Raw genomic sequence first — 19,291 nt, forward strand, 5'->3', positions numbered from 1 at the left:
AGGCGCTTTTCCCGCATTACAGGCGCATCTCTCCCGCGACCAGCAGCCGTTTTCGCATCATCCACAGGTTCGACAGGGCAAATAGCGTGGCCTGTTGCGCGGTGTTTTTCATCAGGCCGCGAAAGCGCACTTTCGTATAGCCAAACTGACGCTTGATCACTCGGAATGGATGCTCAACCTTCGCCCGGACTTGTGCTTTCGCATATTCGATTTTGCGCCGCAGGCGCCCGATCAAACTCTTTTTCGCGTGTTTTTTATAGCTGCTGGGCCGTGCGGCAATCGACCAGATCATCTTGCGATTCTGATGCTCAGGACGCTTGTCCACACCGGTGTAACCGGCATCGCCAGACACGTATGATTCCTCGCCATGCAGCAACTGATCGACCTGCGTCACGTCCGCCACATTGGCCGCCGTGCCCACCAGGCTATGCACCAAACCCGACTCGGCATCGACGCCGATATGCGCTTTCATCCCGAAGAAATACATGTTCCCCTTCTTCGTCTGATGCATTTCGGGGTCGCGTTTACCCTCTTTATTCTTGGTCGAACTCGGCGCATGAATGATCGTCGCATCGACCACCGTACCTTGGCGCAACATCAGGCCACGGTCGCCCAGATAACCGTTGATGACCTGCAAAATCCCGCCGGCCAACTCATGTTTTTCCAACAGACGTCGGAAGTTGAGGATCGTGGTTTCATCGGGAATCCGATCCAGATGCAGCCCCGAAAACTGGCGCAGGATAGTGGTCTCGTACAGCGCTTCTTCCATCGCCGGATCGCTGTAGCCGAACCAGTTCTGCATCAGATGAACCCGCAACATCGCCATCAATGGATACGCCGGACGACCACCTTCGCCTTTCGGATAATTCGGCTCGATCAAGGCAATCAGACCCTTCCAGGGCACGACCTGATCCATCTCGATCAGGAAACGCTCGCGGCGGGTCTGCTTACGTTTGCCGGCGTACTCGGCATCGGCGAAGGACATCTGTTTCATCGGGGCTCAACCGTCGTGTTCGGATCAGGCGGCTATTTCACCAAATCTGAAAGTCTTTTTCAGAGTTTCCTTAGGTTTCCTCATGCATTCAATGCCCATGACGTTTGCGTTGCTGTTGGGCTCCGCGATTGTCATCTACCTGGCTTGTGAATATTTCGTCAATGGCGTCGAGTGGGTCGGCCGCAAGCTTGCGGTCGGGCAGCAGGCCACGGGCTCGATTCTGGCGGCCTTTGGTACGGCGTTACCTGAAAGCGTCATCACGTTCATTGCCGTTGTGTTTGGCGACACGCCAGAGCAGAAGTCCCTCGGTGTCGGTGCTGCACTCGGCGGCCCTCTGGTCCTGGCTACAATCGCCTATGCGGTGGTGGGTGTGACGCTCCTGGCGTGTCGTCAGCGCTTGGCCAATACCGAGGCCATCCGTCAGGACTTCAAACGACTCAGCCGTGATCAAGGATGGTTCCTCGCGATCTTTGTGGCAAAGATTGCACTCGGTCTTGTCGTGTTCGCCTACAAACCTTGGCTGGGTATTCTTTTCCTCGCTGCCTATGCTGCGTATTTCTGGAAGGAAATGCGGGGTGAGCCGGATGAAGAAGAGCATGAACTTGAGCCCCTGAAACTTTCGCCAAGCCAGCCGACTCCATCGACGTCGGCTGCCGTGACTCAAACGCTTGTTGCATTGGCGGTTATCTTTGCTGCCTCGCACTTCTTTGTTGGACAACTCGATGCCCTGGGTCCAATGCTGGGTATTCACCCTCAACTGCTGGCCCTGTTGCTCAGCCCAATTGCGACCGAACTACCCGAAACGCTGAATGCCATCATTTGGGTTCGGCAGGGTAAACACCGACTGGCCTTGGCCAACATCAGTGGTGCCATGATGATTCAAGCCACAGTGCCCACTGCATTCGGACTGTTCTTTACGCCTTGGGCGCTGGACCAGTCGCTGGTTCTGGCGGCAATCATCACATTGACAGGTGTGGGCATCATGTTCTTCGCTTTCCGAAAGGGCATCATCTCGCGCTGGCTATTGGCATCGATGGTTTTGCTGTACATCCTCTTTGCAGTCCTGCTGAAGGTTCTTGATCTGGCCTAGCTGAATCTGGAGCAGGACCACAATGATCGGTGACGGGGCAGGGGAACTGCTCAGCCGGCCGGCTCGACTGTGCAACTCATTTCCCCTGAGCCTGGCTTCTGGAAAAGGACCACGTTGCCGTTTTGCCAGAAGCTGTAGTTCCCCTGATAATCCTTGCCAGTGTATTCAGCACTGATCACTCAGAAGCGAGCGCGGCGTCCCCTCTTACCTGTTGGGTGCCAGCGGCCGCCTGGCGACCCACCTTGAACCATGCGGCGTACAACGCCGGGACGAAGAAGATCGTCAGTAGCGTCGCCACGGTAAGGCCGCCCATGATCGCAATTGCCATCGGCCCCCAGAACACACTGCGCGTTAGCGGGATCATTGCGAGCACGGTGGCCAGCGCCGTCAGCATCACCGGACGGGCCCGGTGAATGGCGGCATCCAGCACGGCATTCCACGGGTCGCGCCCTTCAGCGATCTCGGTTTGCACCTGGTCGATCAGGATCACCGAGTTGCGCATGATCATGCCACCCAGTGCGATGATGCCCAGGATCGCGACGAAGCCCAGCGGCGACTGAAACACCAACAACGCCGGCACCACGCCGATCAGGCCCAGCGGTGCAGTCAGTATCACCATCCACATGCGGGAAAAGTTCTGCAGTTGCAGCATAAGCAGCAGCAGGATGGTGACCAGCATCAGCGGGGCCACCGCGAGCAGCGCCTTGTTGGCCTTGTCACTTTCCTCCACCGCGCCGCCCACGTCTATGCGGTAGCCCGTCGGCAGCTTGGCTTCGATGTCCTTAAGCAACGGCTGGATCTCCTGCGTTACCGATACACCCTGCTCGCCATCTTTCACGTCGGCACGCACCGTGATCGCCATGTCACGGTTGCGGCGCCACAGCACCGGTTCATCCAGTTCAGAGTGCACCTGTGCAACTTGCGACAGCGGCACCACCGTGCCCTGGCGGGTGTATAGGTTGATGTCTTTCAGTGTATCGAGGTTCAAGCGTTCCTCAGGCACGGCACGGGCCACGATGTCGATCAGGTCCTCGTGCTCACGCAGCTGCGACAAGGTTGCGCCGTTCATCACGGTCTGGGTCGCCAGCGACACGTCGGCCGGCGTGAGGCCCAGCGCGCTCGCCTTGTCCTGATCAAGCTCCACTTTCAGCGTGCGAACCGGGTCGTTCCAGTCGAGCTGGAGGTCGCGTACCTTCGGGCTGGCCCCGACCACCTTCTCTACCTCGCGGGCGATTTTGCGCACCACCTGGGTATCGGGGCCGACGACGCGGAACTGCACCGGGTAGCCGACGGGCGGCCCCAGTTCAAGCCGGGTTACGCGTATCCACGCCTGGGGGAATTGCGGGTCGGCCGCGGCCATCAGCCGCGCACGCACTCGCTCGCGCGCGTTCAGATCCTTGGTCATTACGACAAACTGGGCAAAGCCCGGATTCGGCAGTTCGGGGTTGAGCGAGAGATAGAAGCGCGGTGCGCCGGCGCCGGTGTAGGCAGTGAAGTACTTGACCTCTTCGTCCTTCGACAGCTCCGCCTCCATCCGCTTCACCTGTTCGGTGGTCGCCATGATGGACGAACCCTCTTTCATGCGCAGGTCAACGACCAGCTCAGGGCGCGAACTGTTGGGGAAGAACTGCTGCGGCACACACTTCATGCCGGCCAGAGCAAGCGCCAGGGCGCCAAAGGTTGCTCCGATGACAACCCAGCGGCGCTCGATGGCAGTGTCGATCAGGCCGCGCAGCCTGCGGTAGAACTTCGTGCCATACGGATCACCGGCATGCTGGTGCTTGCCAAAGTCCTTGGGCAGCATCTTGACTGCCAGGTAGGGTGTGAAGACACCCGAGCAGATCCACGAGAACAGCACCGCGGCGCCGACGATCCAGAAAATGCCACCCGCGTACTCGCCCGTGGTGGACTTCGAGAGGCCGATGGGCAAGAAGCCCACGACGGTGATGAGTGCGCCGGTCAGGCGCGGCATGGCGGTGGACTGATAGGAGAAGGCGGCGGCCTTCACGCGGTCCATGCCGGCCTCCATCTTCACCACCATCATTTCGATAGCGATGATCGCGTCATCGACCAGCAGGCCGAGCGCAATGATCAGCGAGCCGAGCGAGATGCGCTCGAGATTCCAGCCCATCGCCAGCATCACCAGCGCCACGCCCCCCAACACCAGCGGCACCGAGGTCGCGACCACAAGGCCTGTGCGCCAGCCCAGACTGGCCAGGCTCACCGCGATCACAATGATCAGCGCTTCCATCAGCGACCGCTCGAAGTCCCAGATCGCGTCTTTCACAGTGGAGGGCTGGTCGGCTACGCGCTCCAGTTCCACGCCGTGCGGCAGCTCGGACTGGATCTTGTCGACCGCCGTCTCCATCGCCTTGCCGAGGTCTACGATATTGCCGTCGTTGGTCATCGTGATGCCAAGCATCAGCACCGGCTGGCCATTGTGACGGACCGTGTAGGTTGGCGGATCCTCAAAGCCACGCGTGACGGTCGCAATGTCGCCGAGCTTGATCAGCCGGCCGCCCGCCGTGATGGGCACGTTGCGGATAGCGTCTTCGCTGGTGAACTGGCCGCTTACGCGCACCATGACGCGGTCGCCATGGGTGTCGATCTGGCCTGCGGGCAACATGGCGTTCTGGCTCTTGAGGCTTTCGGCGATGGCCAATGGTGTAATGCCCAGTGCTGCCAGGCGCTCATGCGAGAACTCGACGTAGACACGCTTGGCCTGCTTGCCGATGACATCGATCTTTTTGACCATCGGTACCTTCAGCATGCGCCGCTTAATGTCCTCGGCCGCGTCCGACAGCTCGGCGTGGCCGACGCCGTCGCCCTTGACCGCGTACATCAGGCCATACACGTCGCCGTACTCGTCGTTTACGATCGGGCCGATCACGCCGTCAGGCAGCTCAAGCTTCAGGTCGTTGAGTTTCTTGCGCGCCTGGTACCAGGCCTCGCGCTGGTCGGCCTTGGAGGTGCCGCCGCGCACAGTAAGCGTCATGCCGGCATAGCCTTGTCGCGCGTAGGTGACCACCTTCTCGAAGTTGTCGATCTGCTCGAATTTCTTCTCCATGCGATTGAGGACCTGGTCTTGCATCTGCTGGGCGGTTGCGCCCGGCCAGATGACAATCGCGGTCATGGAGGGCACGGAAAAGTTCGGATCCTCGAGCTGACCGAGCCGGGTGAAGCTGAAGGCGCCGGCCGCCGCGACAATGAGGAGCATGAACAGGACGATGGCGCGATGGCGCAGCGCCCAGTCTGTGAGGTTGAAGGTGTTCATCGGGTGGCCTGCTGCGTGGTATTCGCGTCAACAATCGCCGCGCCGGGGAGGGCGACCTTCAGTCCGGACGCCATCTTCTGCACCCCGGCGGTGACGACCAATACGCCGGCCTGCGGCCCGGAGACGAGCACCTCGTCGTTGCGGTAGCCCCACACCGCCACACGCTCCAGCTCGACGATGCCTACCGGGTCCTTGCCCGCGGGCGTGACCACCCACAGCGCCGGCTGGCCGCCGCTTTGCGTCAGTGCCGTGGCCGGCACCGCCGCCACCGAGATAGTTGTCAGCCTGCGCTCGGCCATTACCGTGGCGGTGGCGCCCAGCGGCAGCGCCTTCAACGGCTTAAGCCGCGCGCGATAGGTGCGCGTCTGCGCCGCAGCCTGCGGCGACAGTTCGCGCAGCGTGACATCGAAGGTCTCGTTCGGCGCACTGGCCAGCAAGGCCTTGAAACGCGCCTCTTTGAAAACGGACAGCTGATCCTCGGGCACATCGACGACGATCTCGGATTCATCCGGATTCGCCACCGCGACAACCGGTTGGCCCTCCGCCACGACCTGTCCCGCTTCAAAGCGCACAGCCGTGACGACACCGCTACGCGAGGCGCGCAGCACGGTGTACTTGATCCGGTTGCGCGCGAGTTCAAGCTTTCGCGCCTCGGCCTCGGCGGTCGCATGCGCGGTCTGGGCATTTGTATGGGCACGCTCTTCATCGGCCGCACTGACCGAACCGTCAGCCTTCAGCGCGGTCAGGCGCTGGCGGTCCGAGTCGGCCTGGTGCGTCTGCTCGACGGCAACCGTCCACTGCTGTTGCGACGCTTGCTCAGCGAGGCGGTAGTCGCTGTCATCCAGCACAGCCAATATGTCGCCTTCGCGCACAAACTGGCCTACATCGACCTTGCGCTGGGCAACCTTGCCGCCCACGCGGAAAGCCTGGTCGACTTCATGCCGCGACTGTACGGTGCCCACGTAGCGACTGACGTCGCGGGCATTGTCGTAGTTAATTTCAACGGTGCGTACCGGCCGTGGTGCCTGCACAGTGGGCTGGTCCGGGCTACACGCGGACAGCATGACGGCTACGGCCAACGCGCCGGCCGCAGTAAGGGAATTCTTCAAGGCGGTTCCTCTTTGAAAAACGACAGGTTCTTAGGAAAGTGGTGGCCGGTCGGCTTCGGTGGCTTCGGTGGCTGCGGTGGGGGTGGCGGGTTGTTCGAATACCTGCCAGCCCCCGCCCAGTGCTTTGTAGAGCTGCACGCTATCGAGCAGCAGGCGAGTGTTGCTTTCGTTGGCATTCAGGCGTGCCGCCAGGCGCGCCCGCTGCGAATCCAGCAGCGGCAACAGGTCGATCTGCCCGCGGTTATAGAGCGACTGGGCGCGGTTTTGCGCAGACTCCGCGGACGCGGCGGCCAATTGCAGCGACCCGGCGCGGCGGCGTTCCTGCGCCAGCGTGACGAGGGCGTTCTCCACATCCTCAAGCGCCCGGACGATGCCGTCTTCGGCGCGCAGCAGTGCCTCCTGTTGAGCACTTTCTGCAGCCTCGTTGATCGCTTGCGTGCGCCCGGCGTTGAAGATCGGCATCGCCAGCAGGCCCGCCACGTTGGTAAAGCGCGCAGCGCCGAGATCGGCACCGTTCAGGTTCAGGTCTTGGCGGCCGAAGGACGCGCCGAGGAAAAGCCGCGGAAACCACTCGGCTGCGGCCTGTTGGCGGCGCGCATTGGCTGCGTCGACCTGCGCCATCAGCGCCAGCACGTCTGGTCGGCGTTGCAGCAGCGCGGCGGGCTGGCCCGGCTTGGCCTCGGGCACCGCCGCCACATCGCCACCCGAGGGCTGGATGTTCGCGGTATTGAAGGACGGGTCGGCGATCAGCACCGCGATACGATGACGCGACACAGCCGCCTGCGTTTCCAGCGGTGGAATCTGCGCCCGCGCCGACAAGGCGTCGGTCTGCGCGCGCTCGACGTCGAAGGCGGATGCCAGCCCCACCTGCTGGCGCGCGGTGACCAGACGCAGCGTCTCGTCCTGCATCGCCGAGATGGCGCGCAGCGTCGCGACCTGGCGCTGCGCGCCGACCAGGGTGAAGTAGTTGCTGACGACGTCGCTCATCACCAGCAGGCGTACGCCGCGCATGCTGTCCTTCGCGGCCAGCGCATCGGCGTTGGCCGCCGCTGCGCCGGCGCGCAGGCGGCCGCTCAGGTCGAGCTCCCACGAGACGTCCAGGCCCACGCCGGCGGTCTTGGTATCCGGATAACCCTGTTTCGTGGCCGAGTTGTAGCCGCTGCTGCGATCGCTGCCGGAGGCGGATGCGCCGACGCTCGGGAGCAGCCAGGAACGGCTGACCGTTTCGCCGGCACGCGCGGCGCGCAGGCGCTCGGCGGCGATCTTGACGTCGCGGTTCTCGCGCGCTGCTCGGCGCACCAGATCCGTCAGCACCGGGTCGTGGTAGACCTCCCACCACGCCGCCTCGGGTTCCATCTCGGAGGCTGTGCTCGCGGCGAAGTTGCTCGGCAGGTCGACCGACGGCTTGACCACTGGCGTGGAGCAACCGGCCAGGGTGAGGGCGATTGAGGTGGCAAGGGCGGCCGCAACGGCGAGCCCGGCCGGGCGCTCGGCCCGTTGCAAGGCGGTCCGGCCGGTGTGGAGGGGCAGTGGAAAGGAAACTGGAAGTCGCGGCATCGCATTGGACTCGTGTGGATTCGAGATGGCATCAGCGTAGGGCCCGGTGTGCGCGAAGTCGTCAGCGAAGCGTCGCCGTTCGGTCGCCATATCGAGCGCTCATTCAGGTTGGAGACGTCACTCGCCGTCGGCATCTGCCGTGTGCTCGTCGGCCGCCGACACGAGGTCCGAGGCAATCGACTCCAGCAGCTCTTCGGCGGACGAGAACTCGCGCTGACGTCCGGTGACCAGGTTTTCGAGGCGGCCCACTAGGGCCCCCGGCGCGGCATCGCCACGCAGCTTCACTACGTACGAGCGGCGGCTCGGGTACTTGGATTCAGGGTTCAGGTTCATCGCAGACCAGGGGATCAAGAAAGTTCGACGACAGCGTAGGCCGCCCCCTGGGTCGAGTCGTAAGCGAAAGGTCAGACTTCGGTCGGGACAGCGCCCGTCAATGAACGGCGCGCCCTTGTCGCTTCAAGCCGACTTGGCAGCCTGAAGCAGCAAGCGCGCACGTTTCACCAGCTCGGTTCCGTCAGTTTCGGGTGACTGGTCAACCAGCGTCGCCAATGCCTGGTGGTCCTCGGCTGCGGCGTTGTGGTGCTCGCACAGCTCGACCAGCGCGAGCAGCTCCAGCCACGGTGCTTCCTGGGCGCGAGCCTCCTCAACCGCACGCCGCACCGCAGTGCTGCTGGCGTCGAGCCGGCCCTGCATCCGCGCAATCGATGCCTCCAGCAGCAACAGTTGCGGCAGGTATACGCGCTCGCCCAGTTCCTCCCCCACCCGTAGTGCTTCCTGTAGTTCTACTTGCGCGGCGTCGCAATCACCCGCCAGCAGCAACGCCTCGGCGGCGTAGCCGAGCACCTCGCTGGCACCGGAGCGCATGCCGAGTCTGGTGTGTTCTTCGTAGGCCTCGCGGATGCGACGGTAGCCGTCGCGCGGCGCGCCGTTGCGCGCGTCGGCCCAGCCGCGCCACCAGCGGCAAGCCGTACGCCCCAGTGCGAGCGAATACTCATCGACCAGCGTCTGCATGTCGTCAGCCAGCGCTGCCACACGCACAGGGTCCCCCATCCGCACCTCGATCAACACCTCCTGCCAGGTGGCGACCAGCCAGGTCATAGGTTGGCGAAGCGCCTGCGCACGGGTCCGCGCCCGTTGCATGTGGGCTCGGCCTTGCTCAACCAGGCCAGAACGCACGAGTTCTATGGCCAGCATACCGTGCAGCATGACCTGGGGATCGGCCGCAAAGATCTCGTTCGCCCCGATGCCCAGCGGCTCGGCGATCGCGAGGGCGCGCTCTAGCCAACAGCGGGTCGTCTGCGTGCGACCCTGGAGGTGATGCACCTCGCCCTGCACGATGCACGCCGCCAGCATGAGCGCTGGATCGTTCGCCTCGGACGAGAGGGTTTCGGCGCGTTCCGCCACCTCCAACGCCAGCGCATAGTCGCCGCGCAGACCGAGCAGATAGCCGAATCCGTGCAGCAGGCGACCGCGCATTGGATGCTCGGGTACATCCGCGAGCAGCGTGTATGCGCGTTCGAACGCGTTCCTGGCTTCGCTGCCGACACCGAACGTATGGAAAGCCGACACCCCCTGCAGCGTGGCCAAGGTAATTTCGAGCGCGTCGCGCTCCGTCCCTTCTGGTGCTTGCGTCAGCAGGACCAACGCGCGCTCAGTGAGGCCGATGCACAAGGCCGGGCTGAAGTGCAGCAGCGCGGCTTCTGCGGCCTCGGCGTAGTAGCGCAGCGCGATCATCGGCTGCCGAGCCCGGTCGAAGTGCATTGCCAGCTCCGAGGCCGCAACCGGCACGCCGGCCGTGCGCTCGCGTTCGAGGGCAGCGCCAACCTGGCGATGGAGGTGGGTGCGCAATGAGCGCGGCGTGCGGTCGTACAGCACCTGGCGGAAGAGCGCATGCCGGAACGAGTAGGGCAGCTCTACCGTCTCTTCAACTTCGGTGGCCCGCGACCGTGTGAGCCATACCTGCTCGCGCACCAGTTCCTCGCAGGTGTCGGCCACAGAAGCGAGGTCGCGCTCGAGGGCCAGTGAAACCGTCTCGACCCGGAATTCGACCCCGCACACCGCTGCCGCCGAGAGCAGCGCACGCTGCTCCTGTCCGAGCTTGGTGATGTAGTGTTCAATGATGGCCGCGAGGTTCTCGGGGACCGTCAATCCCGCCAGCCGAGCCTCGATGGTGGCGTCGTCGTCTGTTGGGCCCATCACTTCACTGATGACTGACGATACGAACAACGGCACACCGTCAGTGCGCTCGTGCAGGGCACGCACGAAGGTTTCATCTCGCGCCAACGAGATGGAATGCAGCGCAACATAGTCAGCGACCTCGGTTTCCGAGAACGGATCGAGCACCACTTCCTCGCACAGACGTTGCAGGCGCAGTTCGTGGCGCAACGAGCTGAGCGGATGATCGAGCGCTACCACCTCGGCGAGGCGAAAGCTCGACAGCCACATAAGCCGTGTGCGGCCACGTCGCCGCGCCACATAGTCGATGAGCTGGACCGTCGCCCGATCGCTCCAGTGCAGGTCTTCGGTCACCAGCAACAGCGGGCGCTGCTCCGTGTAGCGGTCCAGCAGTTCGCCCATTTCCCGCAACATGCGATCCGGGCCGATGCCAGCAAGCTCGCGCCGCAATGCATCTCGCTCCTCGGTAGTGCTCAGCCACGGCAGTTGCAGCAGCCAGGTCGGCGCCACGGCGCGCAGCAGCGCCGGCAGGGTGGGGTCGCTGCGGCACAGATCGGCCAACGCCTCCAGCACCGGCAAGTACGGCTCACCGGCACCGTAGTGTTCCACGCAATGGCCGCGTGCGCAGGCGATGCCGCCAAGGCTGGCGAGGAAATACTCGATCAACGTGGTCTTGCCAATCCCCGGTTCTCCGGCGAGCCAGACCACTGCACGTTGGCCGCCGTCAGCTCGCTCCCACGCCCGTTGCAGCTTTGAGACCTCGTCGGTGCGACCGATGAATGACGGCGACGGATGCGTGCCGGCCGCCGGGACCGTCACGGATGCAGGCGGCATCGAAGGGGCAGGGGACGGCGCGGCGATGAAGCGATAGCCGCGCCGCGACACAGTCTCGATGAAGCGGGGACGCCTAGGGTCGTCGCCCAGCACCTTGCGGAGATCGCTGATGGCCGTCTTCAGCACCGAATCGCTGACAAACCGATGCCCCCACACGGCATCAAGCAAGGCATCCTTGGTCACCAGCGATCCCGGCTGGCGTGCAAGTACGCACAGCAGTGTGAAGGGCGTTGGCGCCAACGCGACGGCTTCTCCGTTACGTAACAAGCAGGCGTTGGCTTCGTCGAGCTCAAACTCGACAAAGCAGAGCTGGACTGGGTTCGGATGAGGCTGCGGACGCGCCACGTTTGATTCCTAAAGACTAAAAAATAGTTGTGCGCTGTGAAGCATGGCTTCAATAACAGCGCTGATCGGCTCAGAAGCCAAGTCTCACCGGTCGGAAACTGACGCAAGCGTGACGTCACTCCTCAGGCATCCGGGATTCATCTCTTTGGACCGGACTCGATTCGCAAGCCCCCTGACACCCTCAGCACAGCCCACGTGGCCTCATCGTGGTGCGGTAATGATCCCAAAAATTAATGACAAAAACATCAATATTGAAATATTCCTCATTTTTGCATACCTTCACATTGCCTGACGATGAGACCTGCGCGTCTCACGACTTCAATCACAACAAGGGCTCGATATGAACAACAACAAAAAAGTATCCGAACTGCCTCCCACCGTCGTCGATGTGCTGGTCGTCGGTAACGGTCCGGTAGGGGCGACAATCGCGGCGCTGCTCGGCCGCTATGGAGTAAAGACACTGGTATTGGACAAGACCCATGAGGTCGCACTAATGCCCCGCGCCATTGCCCTGGACAACGAGGCGCTTCGCATCCTGCAACTCGCCGGATTGTCGGAAGACGCTTTCGAGAAGATCGCTATCCCTGAAGTGAGGATGCACTCCCCGGTCCTCGGGCAGTTCGGTCGGGCCAATACCGCGGGGTGCATCGATGGCCATCCCAAGCTTGTGACTTTCTATCAACCCGACCTCGAACACGCGATGCGCAGCCAGGTCTCCCGGCTGAAGTCAGTGACCAGCCTGGGTGGCTTCGAGCTCAAGAATCTGGTCGAGGAGGCGGATTGTGTGATCGCCACTGTACGGGATCAGAATGACCACACGCATTCCGTTCGCGCCCAGTACGTGGTAGGTGCGGATGGCGCAAGCTCCAGGGTCAGGGCACTGATTGACCAGGAGTTCGAAGGACAAACCTACGCAGAGGATTGGCTGATTGTCGATGCCAAGAACCGGCATAAGTCAGCAATCGATCACATTGAGTTTATCTGTGATCCACGGCGTCCAACGCCGCACATGCCCGCTCCCGGCGGAAGGGAGCGTTGGGAGTTCATGCTACAGCCAGGTGAATCTCGGGAAGAGCTGGAAAGCCCGGAAAGCATAGCCCGGCTGATCGCTCCTTGGATCAACCCGCAGGAGCTGGAAATCGAGCGCAAAGCGGTGTATCGATTCCACGCGCGCTGCTGCAACAAATTCAGCAGGGGACGAATTTTCCTCGCCGGGGATGCAGCACACATTACCCCGCCCTTTGTCGGGCAAGGTCTCGTAGCGGGTCTTCGAGATGGCGCCAACCTTGCCTGGAAGCTGGCATGGGTCGTTCGTGGCCATGCCGCGCCTTCAGTACTCGATACCTATGACGTAGAGCGCCGCCCCCATGCCCAGGCGATGATCAATCTAGCGAAACTCATGGGCCGTTTGGTGATGCCCAGAAACAAAATCGCGGCTTTTTTCATCCACGGCCTGATGCGCACGCTGGCGTTGACTCCCGCTACCAGAAGGTATTTCGAGCAGTTGGATATCAAACCGAAGAACATTTTCAAACACGGTCTGTTCCTGCAGCATCGGCGTGGCGATAAGCTGGTTCGTGGCAGTCTGTTTCCCCAAGCGTGGGTTCGTAACATGCAAAAGCAGGTCAAACTCAGCGACGATGCTCTTGGAGACAACCTGACCCTGGTTGGATTCGGCGTAGACCCATTGTCACTGCTGACTACTGCTCAGGTCGTTTCCTGGGAAAAAATGGGGGGCCACTTCTTGGAAATCAGAACACGTGGCCAGCGCTCCGACGGCAGTTGCGACTTCATCGAAGACCTGAACCATGACATCCTGCCGCTGGCTGCTAAAGGCACGCTGGTCGTGGTTCGCCCTGACCGTATCATCATGCACCACGCCCCCGGCGCAGAGGCAGGCAGTATCGTTCGAGACTGCATGGGACTGCTGGCTAGCGCCGACGCCCCTGCCGACAGCGATTCCATTACCATTAACGAGCCCCCTCGACTAAGAGCCTGAAGATGCCTTCCCCCACTGTTCCTTCAGAAGCAACTGCGCATGAGCCTCTCACTCGAGGGCACAAGAAGCGTGAACGCACCCGTCGCGGCCTGGTGGACGCGGCATTGCGTCTTGTCGCACGCAAGGAGGTGGGGGAGATTGCACTGCTCGAGGTAGCCGCAGAGGCCGCGGTATCCAACGGCACCATCTACAACTACTTTCGAACGCGCGACGAAGTACTCGAGGCGGTTGGCATCGCCATGGCGGCTGAGTTCTCCGATGCCATTTCCGTCCTGAGCTCGGACGTGCACTGCGGCGCACAGCGGCTTTCGATTGGCGTGCGCATGTTCGTATGCCGGGCCGCCGCCGACCACCAGTGGGCCTGCGCACTGCTGCGCATCATCCATTTCGATCAGGCCATGCGCTCGCGATTAGCTGCCCATGTGCTTGGCGACCTGCGTGAAGGTCTGCGCACGGGCACTTTCGCTTACGAGGACGAAGGGATCGCCCTGGACATGGTCGTATCGTGCACAACCGGAGCCATGCGCTCGGTTGTCGAGGGGCGTGCGGTGGCGGAGCACGATTTGCGGGTCGCCGAAATAATTCTCAAGGCTCTGGGCGTAACACCTGCCAAAGCCAAGAGAATCGCCAGCAAGCCGCTCCCGGTTTAGTCCTGATGTCATCCTCGACCCGCTAGGCGCGGCCATTCCATTGCCGATAGCTCTTCGTCTGGCGACGAAACGTCAGCTGAATGCCGATCAATGCCATGAGTGGCGACGTTTTTGATGGCCCTACCGAGAGGAAGGGCCGGAAGCACGACTAAATGAACACGCATGTTCATTTAAGTCGGCACGCATAATTCGAAACACCCCCTTACCGATTCTGGCGTAGCACCTTGAACATAAGGTTCTTTGGGGTGCATGACAATATCAATTACAAAATGCGCACTCAACTCAAAAAACCTTCTTGACGAAAAATGAACACGAGTGTTCAATGCGATTGCAAGGTAATCCTGGAGAGAGAACCCGTGGAATCCCTAAACCCAACACAGCGCCGCATTCATCAAGCCGCTTTTCGCCTGTTCGCTGAAAGAGGCACCTCACAAGTGAACATCCTCGACCTCGCGCAAGAGGCAGGCGTGGCGCGCGGAACGGTCTATAGCAACATCGACAGCATGGAAAGCCTGTTCGAGGCGGTCGCCGGCCATCTCGCGAGGGAGATGCATGAGCGCGTCAACAAAAGCTTCAATTCCCTCTCCGATCCGGCTCAGCGCCTGGCCAATGGCATTCGATTCTTCATTCGTCGAGCGCATGAGGACTCCCAGTGGGGGGCATTCATACATAAATTCGCCATGAGCAATTCTTCGCTACGCGAAATGTTCAGCAGCCAGGCGACTGTGGATCTTCTGAGCGGGCTTTCCAGTGGGCGCTACAGGTTTGCGCAGGCGCAGTTGCTCTCAGTACTGACGCTGATATCGAGCAGCGTCCTCGGCTCGATTTTCCTGGTACTGGAAGGGCACAAAACGTGGCGTGAATCGGGCTCTGACACCGCCGAGCTGGTACTGCGGGCATTGGGTGTGCCGCCAGAGGAGGCGCGTGCGCTGGCGACCACGGAGTTGCCGGCGCTTCCGTCTCTCGACTGAACCCGTAACTGATTCAACTAAACAAAACCTCTGGATTTTTCAGGGGTTCGGGACAGCTTTGCCCTAAAAACCCGGAAAACAACAACAATGAACAGCAGAAATGAATTGTACCGGCTGGCGACACCACAACCTGCCCGGCATCCGCAACCGACGGTGAAGGCCCAGGAACTGACTCACCTGATCTTTCAACGGCCGGACTTGAACGACGCGGCGCGTTTCCTGACCGACTTCGGCCTGACGGTCAGTCGGCAGGACGCCGATACGCTCTATCTACGCGCCACCGAAGCCACGTCATACTGTTACCGTGTCCATCGTGCAGAACATGCACGTTTTATCGGGTTCGGACTGGCAGTGCAGTCTCTTGAGGACCTGGAAAAGCTGGCTCGAATCCCAGGCGCGTCATCGGTAGAGAAATCGGAACATCCTGGCAGCGGGCATTACGTCAGACTGACCGATCCTTCCGGTTTCATTGTGGAAGCCGTTTGCGACCAGACGCCAGGCAAGACGCTGGCACACCGGGCGCCACTTCACTGGAATCTGGCGCAGGACCAACCGCGAATCAACGCCACGCAGCGCCCGCCGATTGCTCCGCCTGAAGTACTCAAGCTTGGCCACATCGTCATTGAAGTGGCCGACTACCAGGCGACCTGTGCCTGGTACACGCAGCATTTCGGGTTTATTCCCAGCGATGTGCAGGTACTCCCCGACGGCACACCTATCGTCGCCTTCATGCGCCTTGACCTCGGAGACATTCCCGCGGCTCACCATACGCTCGCGATAGCGCAAGGGTTCATGGCTACCTACAGCCATAGCGCCTATGAGGTCGTCGATGCAGACGCCGTGGGAATGGGCCAGCGCGTCCTGCGGGAACGGGGTTGGGAGCACTCATGGGGCATCGGCCGGCACATTCTGGGCAGTCAGATCTTCGATTACTGGCAAGACCCTTGGGGCGATAAACACGAGCATTACTGCGACGGGGATATTTTCACGGCCGCACAGACTACGGGCATTCATCCGGTCAGCCCCGAGGCAATGGCGCAGTGGGGGCAGCGCATGCCCAAGAGTTTTACAAAACCCAAGATGAGCTTGACCAATCTGCGTGCGCTGATCCGTAACCTGCGACGCAGCCCGGACCTGACAATTCGCAAGTTGATAACGCTCATGCGGATGTTCGGGTAGAGCGGCCACCATGTCGGGCCATTCAACCAGGCATGGCCGTCAGGATGTGCTCGAAGCCGACGCGTTGATCGCCGGCGGCTTTTTGGTCTACAGCGTTGCCAGCCCCCTCAGAACAACACCACAGCTCTCGCGCCACCGAGCGCGGGACAAACGCCGCTCCAGGAGTACCTTCAATGTCTGCTGTACACGTAGTCCGCTTTGAATTTCAGAACGGTATCCACTGGGGCGTGCTTCGCCAGGGCCGTATCACGGTTGTGCCCGGTGTTTTTGAAACCACGGGTGACTTCATTCGCCAGAACAGTATCGATGACCTCGCGCATCTGAAAGGTTCGGAGCTGGATGAGCCCGAAGTAAAGCTGCTGTCGCCGGTGACTCGTAACCAGCAGTTCGTCTGTCAGGGCGCCAACTACCGTCAGCACATGATCGAGTCGGGAATGGACCCGGACGTGAAGAAATTCAACATGATCTTCACCAAGGCGACGAGTTGCCTGGTGGCGGCTGACAGCGACCTGATCAAGCCGCGCACCGTGCGCTTCCTTGACTACGAGATCGAACTGGGGCTGGTGATGAAACGCGCGATTACCGGCGCTGTTGCTGTCACTGACGCCAATCTGCATGAGTTCATCGCAGGCGTCGTCATCGTCAATGACTACTCGGCTCGTGACATTCAGATTCCCCAGATGCAGTTCTACAAGGGCAAGAGCTTCCGCACTTTTGGCCCGGTCGGCCCCTACCTCTGCCTTCTGGATGCCAAGGACATGCATTACCTGAAAGCACTGCAGCTGCGCCTGACGGTCAACAACCAGGTGCGACAGAGCGACAGCACGGCCAACCTGGTTTACGGCCCCGCTGAAACCCTTACCGAACTCTCCTCCGTGCAAGATCTCGCCGCTGGAGACCTGATCGCCACCGGCACTCCAGCCGGCTGTGCGCTAACGGTACCTTCGCCAGCCAAACAGCGCATTGCGGCCCTGATGCCCGAAGCCACCAAGTGGAAGCTTTTCCTCAAGGCGCAGGAGAGCCGGTCGCAGTATCTGAAGCCAGGTGACGTGGTCGAGGCGCGCATTCGCAGCGCCGATGGCGTGATCGACCTCGGCGTGCAACGCAACCGAGTCGTGGGGGAAGCCTGATGACGGTACAGACCCTGAGCGACATCGAAAATCTTGAACGAGTCCCCTTGTCGGAGCGTGGCCTGGCTTCCAGCACTTATGAAGCGCTGAGACGTACGGCCGGGCGCATTCCCGACGCGCCTGCGTTGAGTTTCTTCGCCGACGCCACAGACTTTCAGAGCACCCACGACTGGAGCTATTGCGAGCTCTTCGCGGACATCACCCGCGCGGCGAATGCCTTCCATGACCTGGGCATAAAACCGGGCGAGGTGCTGGCCTTCATCCTGCCCAACCTGCCGGAAACCCATTTCACTGTATGGGGCGGGGAGGCGGCGGGCATCGTCATGGCGATCAATCCTCTGCTCGAGGCCAAGCAGATGGCTGGCTTGCTGAATGCCGCGAAGGCATCCGTGGTGGTGACGCTCGCGCCGACTGCGGGCAGCGATCTGTGGCCCAAACTGGCTTCGCAGCTGGATCAGTTACCCGCGATCAGGTCTGTCATTTGGGTCAGCATGGAGCCCTATGTCGCCGAACCTGTGCGTGATGCCCTGAAGGCCGCAGCACTGAAGGAACGAGACTTACACAGGGGTATCGCGATCCACGATTGGCTATCGCTGATGAATACTCAGCCGCACACACACCTGAAGAGCGGTCGGCAAATCCGCCAGGATGAGTGCTCTTCCTACATCTGTACTGGCGGCACCACCGGGCTCCCCAAGATCGCCGCGCGTACCCATGGCTCGGAAGTATTCAATGCATGGGCCATGGCTGCTCACTTGCAGCCACGCAGCAGTGGCCAGGTAATCTTTTGTGGTCTGCCGCTATTTCATGTCAATGGACAACTGGTGACTGGGTTGATGCCTTGGACTCAAGGCGACCATGTGATCCTTGGAACGCCTCATGGGTATCGTGGCGAAGGGGTAATCCCACGATTCTGGGAGATGGTCGAGCACTTCGGTATCAACTTCTTTTCCGGCGTACCCACTGTCTATGCTGCACTTTTGCAAAATGAATGGCAGGGCCGCGACCTATCCAGTCTTCGCTATGCAATGTGTGGCGCCGCCCCAATGCCGGCTGAGCTTTTCCGAGAGTTCGAGCGCCGGACCGGGCTAAAGATCCTTGAAGGTTATGGCCTTACTGAGGGCGCCTGCGTTTCCTCAATCAATCCGCCTCATGGCGAGCGCCGTATCGGCTCCATTGGGATACGGATCGCCTACCAGGATATGCGCGCGGTCTTGCTCAATGATTCTGGAGAGTACCTGCGCGATGCCAATGTGGATGAGATCGGCCTCATTACGATCAGTGGTCCGAACGTCTTCGATGGCTATCTGGAGGCGCGTCATAACCGGGGCCTCTGGATCGATATCGACGGTCAGCGCTGGCTGAATACGGGCGATTTGGGCCGCCAGGATGCGCAGGGTTACTTCTGGCTGACCGGACGCAAAAAGGAGTTGATCATCCGCGGCGGCCACAACATCGATCCCAAGCAAATTGAAGAGGCTCTGCAGGCACATCCCGCCGTCGCCTTAGCCGCTGCAATCGGCAGCCCCGACGTCTACTCGGGCGAGGTGCCGGTCGCCTACGTTCAACTGCGCCCCGGGCAAGCCTGCAACGCCAAAGAGCTTGAGGCGTTCGCTCATCTCAACATCAGCGAGCGGGCAGCCGTTCCCAAGCGCATTGAAATCCTCGAAGCACTACCGCTGACTGCCGTGGGCAAGATATTCAAGCCTGCCTTGCAGCAGCGGGAGATTGCCAGAGTGGTCCATCAGGCAGTGGAGCGTCTGGGGCTTTCGGATATTGCGGTGGAGGTCGTGCAGGATAATCGCCGTGGGCATGTCGCCTGCATCAGGGCCGGAACTGGCCAAGAAGTCCTCGCTCCCGTCCTGGGACACTATAGCTTTCAGGTCGAGTGGCTTAAATGAGCCCGAATTCGCTTCCGTAAATCCAGCAAACATGCCCTGGCACTCATCAGCCAGGGCCTTTTACACAACTTCGATCAACACCA

At 61.3% G+C, this 19,291-nt stretch carries 13 protein-coding genes; 7 read left to right on the forward strand and 6 right to left on the reverse strand.

Annotation, left to right across the window (positions count from 1 at the left end; genetic code table 11):
- Nucleotides 1-16 precede the first annotated feature (16 nt).
- On the reverse strand, nt 17-994 hold the full coding sequence (locus BLL42_RS27105; RefSeq protein ID WP_071550144.1) for an IS5 family transposase: 978 nt from the start codon (nt 992-994) through the stop codon (nt 17-19).
- A 97-nt stretch (nt 995-1,091) separates the two neighbouring features.
- On the opposite strand from BLL42_RS27105, the gene BLL42_RS27110 reads away from it, so the two are divergent.
- Nucleotides 1,092-2,084, forward strand: coding sequence for a sodium:calcium antiporter (locus BLL42_RS27110; protein ID WP_236721943.1), 993 nt, complete (start codon nt 1,092-1,094; stop codon nt 2,082-2,084).
- A gap of 175 nt (nt 2,085-2,259) precedes the next feature.
- On the opposite strand, the gene BLL42_RS27115 is transcribed toward BLL42_RS27110, so the two are convergent.
- From BLL42_RS27115 to BLL42_RS27135, 5 genes are all read right to left on the reverse strand, one after another.
- On the reverse strand, nt 2,260-5,358 hold the full coding sequence (locus BLL42_RS27115; protein WP_071555627.1) for an efflux RND transporter permease subunit: 3,099 nt from the start codon (nt 5,356-5,358) through the stop codon (nt 2,260-2,262).
- Complete coding sequence (locus tag BLL42_RS27120; RefSeq protein WP_071555628.1) at nt 5,355-6,467, reverse strand: efflux RND transporter periplasmic adaptor subunit; 1,113 nt, start codon at nt 6,465-6,467, stop codon at nt 5,355-5,357. Before BLL42_RS27120 ends, BLL42_RS27115 begins: the two co-directional genes overlap by 4 nt.
- Before the next feature lie 30 nt (nt 6,468-6,497).
- A complete protein-coding gene (locus BLL42_RS27125; RefSeq protein WP_071555870.1) occupies nt 6,498-8,024 on the reverse strand; it encodes an efflux transporter outer membrane subunit in 1,527 nt (508 codons plus the stop codon).
- Nucleotides 8,025-8,141: 117 nt separating this feature from the next.
- On the reverse strand, nt 8,142-8,357 hold the full coding sequence (locus tag BLL42_RS27130; protein ID WP_071555629.1) for a hypothetical protein: 216 nt from the start codon (nt 8,355-8,357) through the stop codon (nt 8,142-8,144).
- A gap of 123 nt (nt 8,358-8,480) precedes the next feature.
- Nucleotides 8,481-11,378 carry an ATP-binding protein gene (locus tag BLL42_RS27135; protein WP_071555630.1) on the reverse strand — a complete coding sequence of 966 codons (2,898 nt, stop codon included), beginning with the start codon at nt 11,376-11,378 and terminating at the stop codon, nt 8,481-8,483.
- Nucleotides 11,379-11,718: 340 nt separating this feature from the next.
- On the opposite strand from BLL42_RS27135, the gene mhpA reads away from it, so the two are divergent.
- From mhpA to BLL42_RS27165, 6 genes are all read left to right on the forward strand, one after another.
- Nucleotides 11,719-13,377, forward strand: coding sequence for a bifunctional 3-(3-hydroxy-phenyl)propionate/3-hydroxycinnamic acid hydroxylase MhpA (mhpA, locus tag BLL42_RS27140; protein WP_071555631.1), 1,659 nt, complete (start codon nt 11,719-11,721; stop codon nt 13,375-13,377).
- 2 nt (nt 13,378-13,379) lie between these two features.
- Complete coding sequence (locus BLL42_RS27145) at nt 13,380-14,027, forward strand: TetR/AcrR family transcriptional regulator (RefSeq protein ID WP_071555632.1); 648 nt, start codon at nt 13,380-13,382, stop codon at nt 14,025-14,027.
- A gap of 356 nt (nt 14,028-14,383) precedes the next feature.
- The gene (locus BLL42_RS27150; protein ID WP_071555633.1) at nt 14,384-14,998 is read left to right on the forward strand and encodes a TetR/AcrR family transcriptional regulator; all 615 of its coding nucleotides are present in this window, start codon (nt 14,384-14,386) and stop codon (nt 14,996-14,998) included.
- Nucleotides 14,999-15,085: 87 nt separating this feature from the next.
- A complete protein-coding gene (locus BLL42_RS27155) occupies nt 15,086-16,177 on the forward strand; it encodes a VOC family protein (protein WP_071555634.1) in 1,092 nt (363 codons plus the stop codon).
- A gap of 173 nt (nt 16,178-16,350) precedes the next feature.
- Nucleotides 16,351-17,307 carry a fumarylacetoacetate hydrolase family protein gene (locus BLL42_RS27160; RefSeq protein WP_071555635.1) on the forward strand — a complete coding sequence of 319 codons (957 nt, stop codon included), beginning with the start codon at nt 16,351-16,353 and terminating at the stop codon, nt 17,305-17,307.
- Nucleotides 17,307-19,208 carry an acyl-CoA synthetase gene (locus BLL42_RS27165; protein WP_071555636.1) on the forward strand — a complete coding sequence of 634 codons (1,902 nt, stop codon included), beginning with the start codon at nt 17,307-17,309 and terminating at the stop codon, nt 19,206-19,208. The genes BLL42_RS27160 and BLL42_RS27165 overlap by 1 nt, the downstream gene beginning before the upstream one ends.
- Nucleotides 19,209-19,291: the final 83 nt, after the last annotated feature.

This window comes from Pseudomonas frederiksbergensis, assembly GCF_001874645.1.
In the GTDB taxonomy this organism is placed as follows: Bacteria; Pseudomonadota; Gammaproteobacteria; order Pseudomonadales; family Pseudomonadaceae; genus Aquipseudomonas; species Aquipseudomonas frederiksbergensis_B.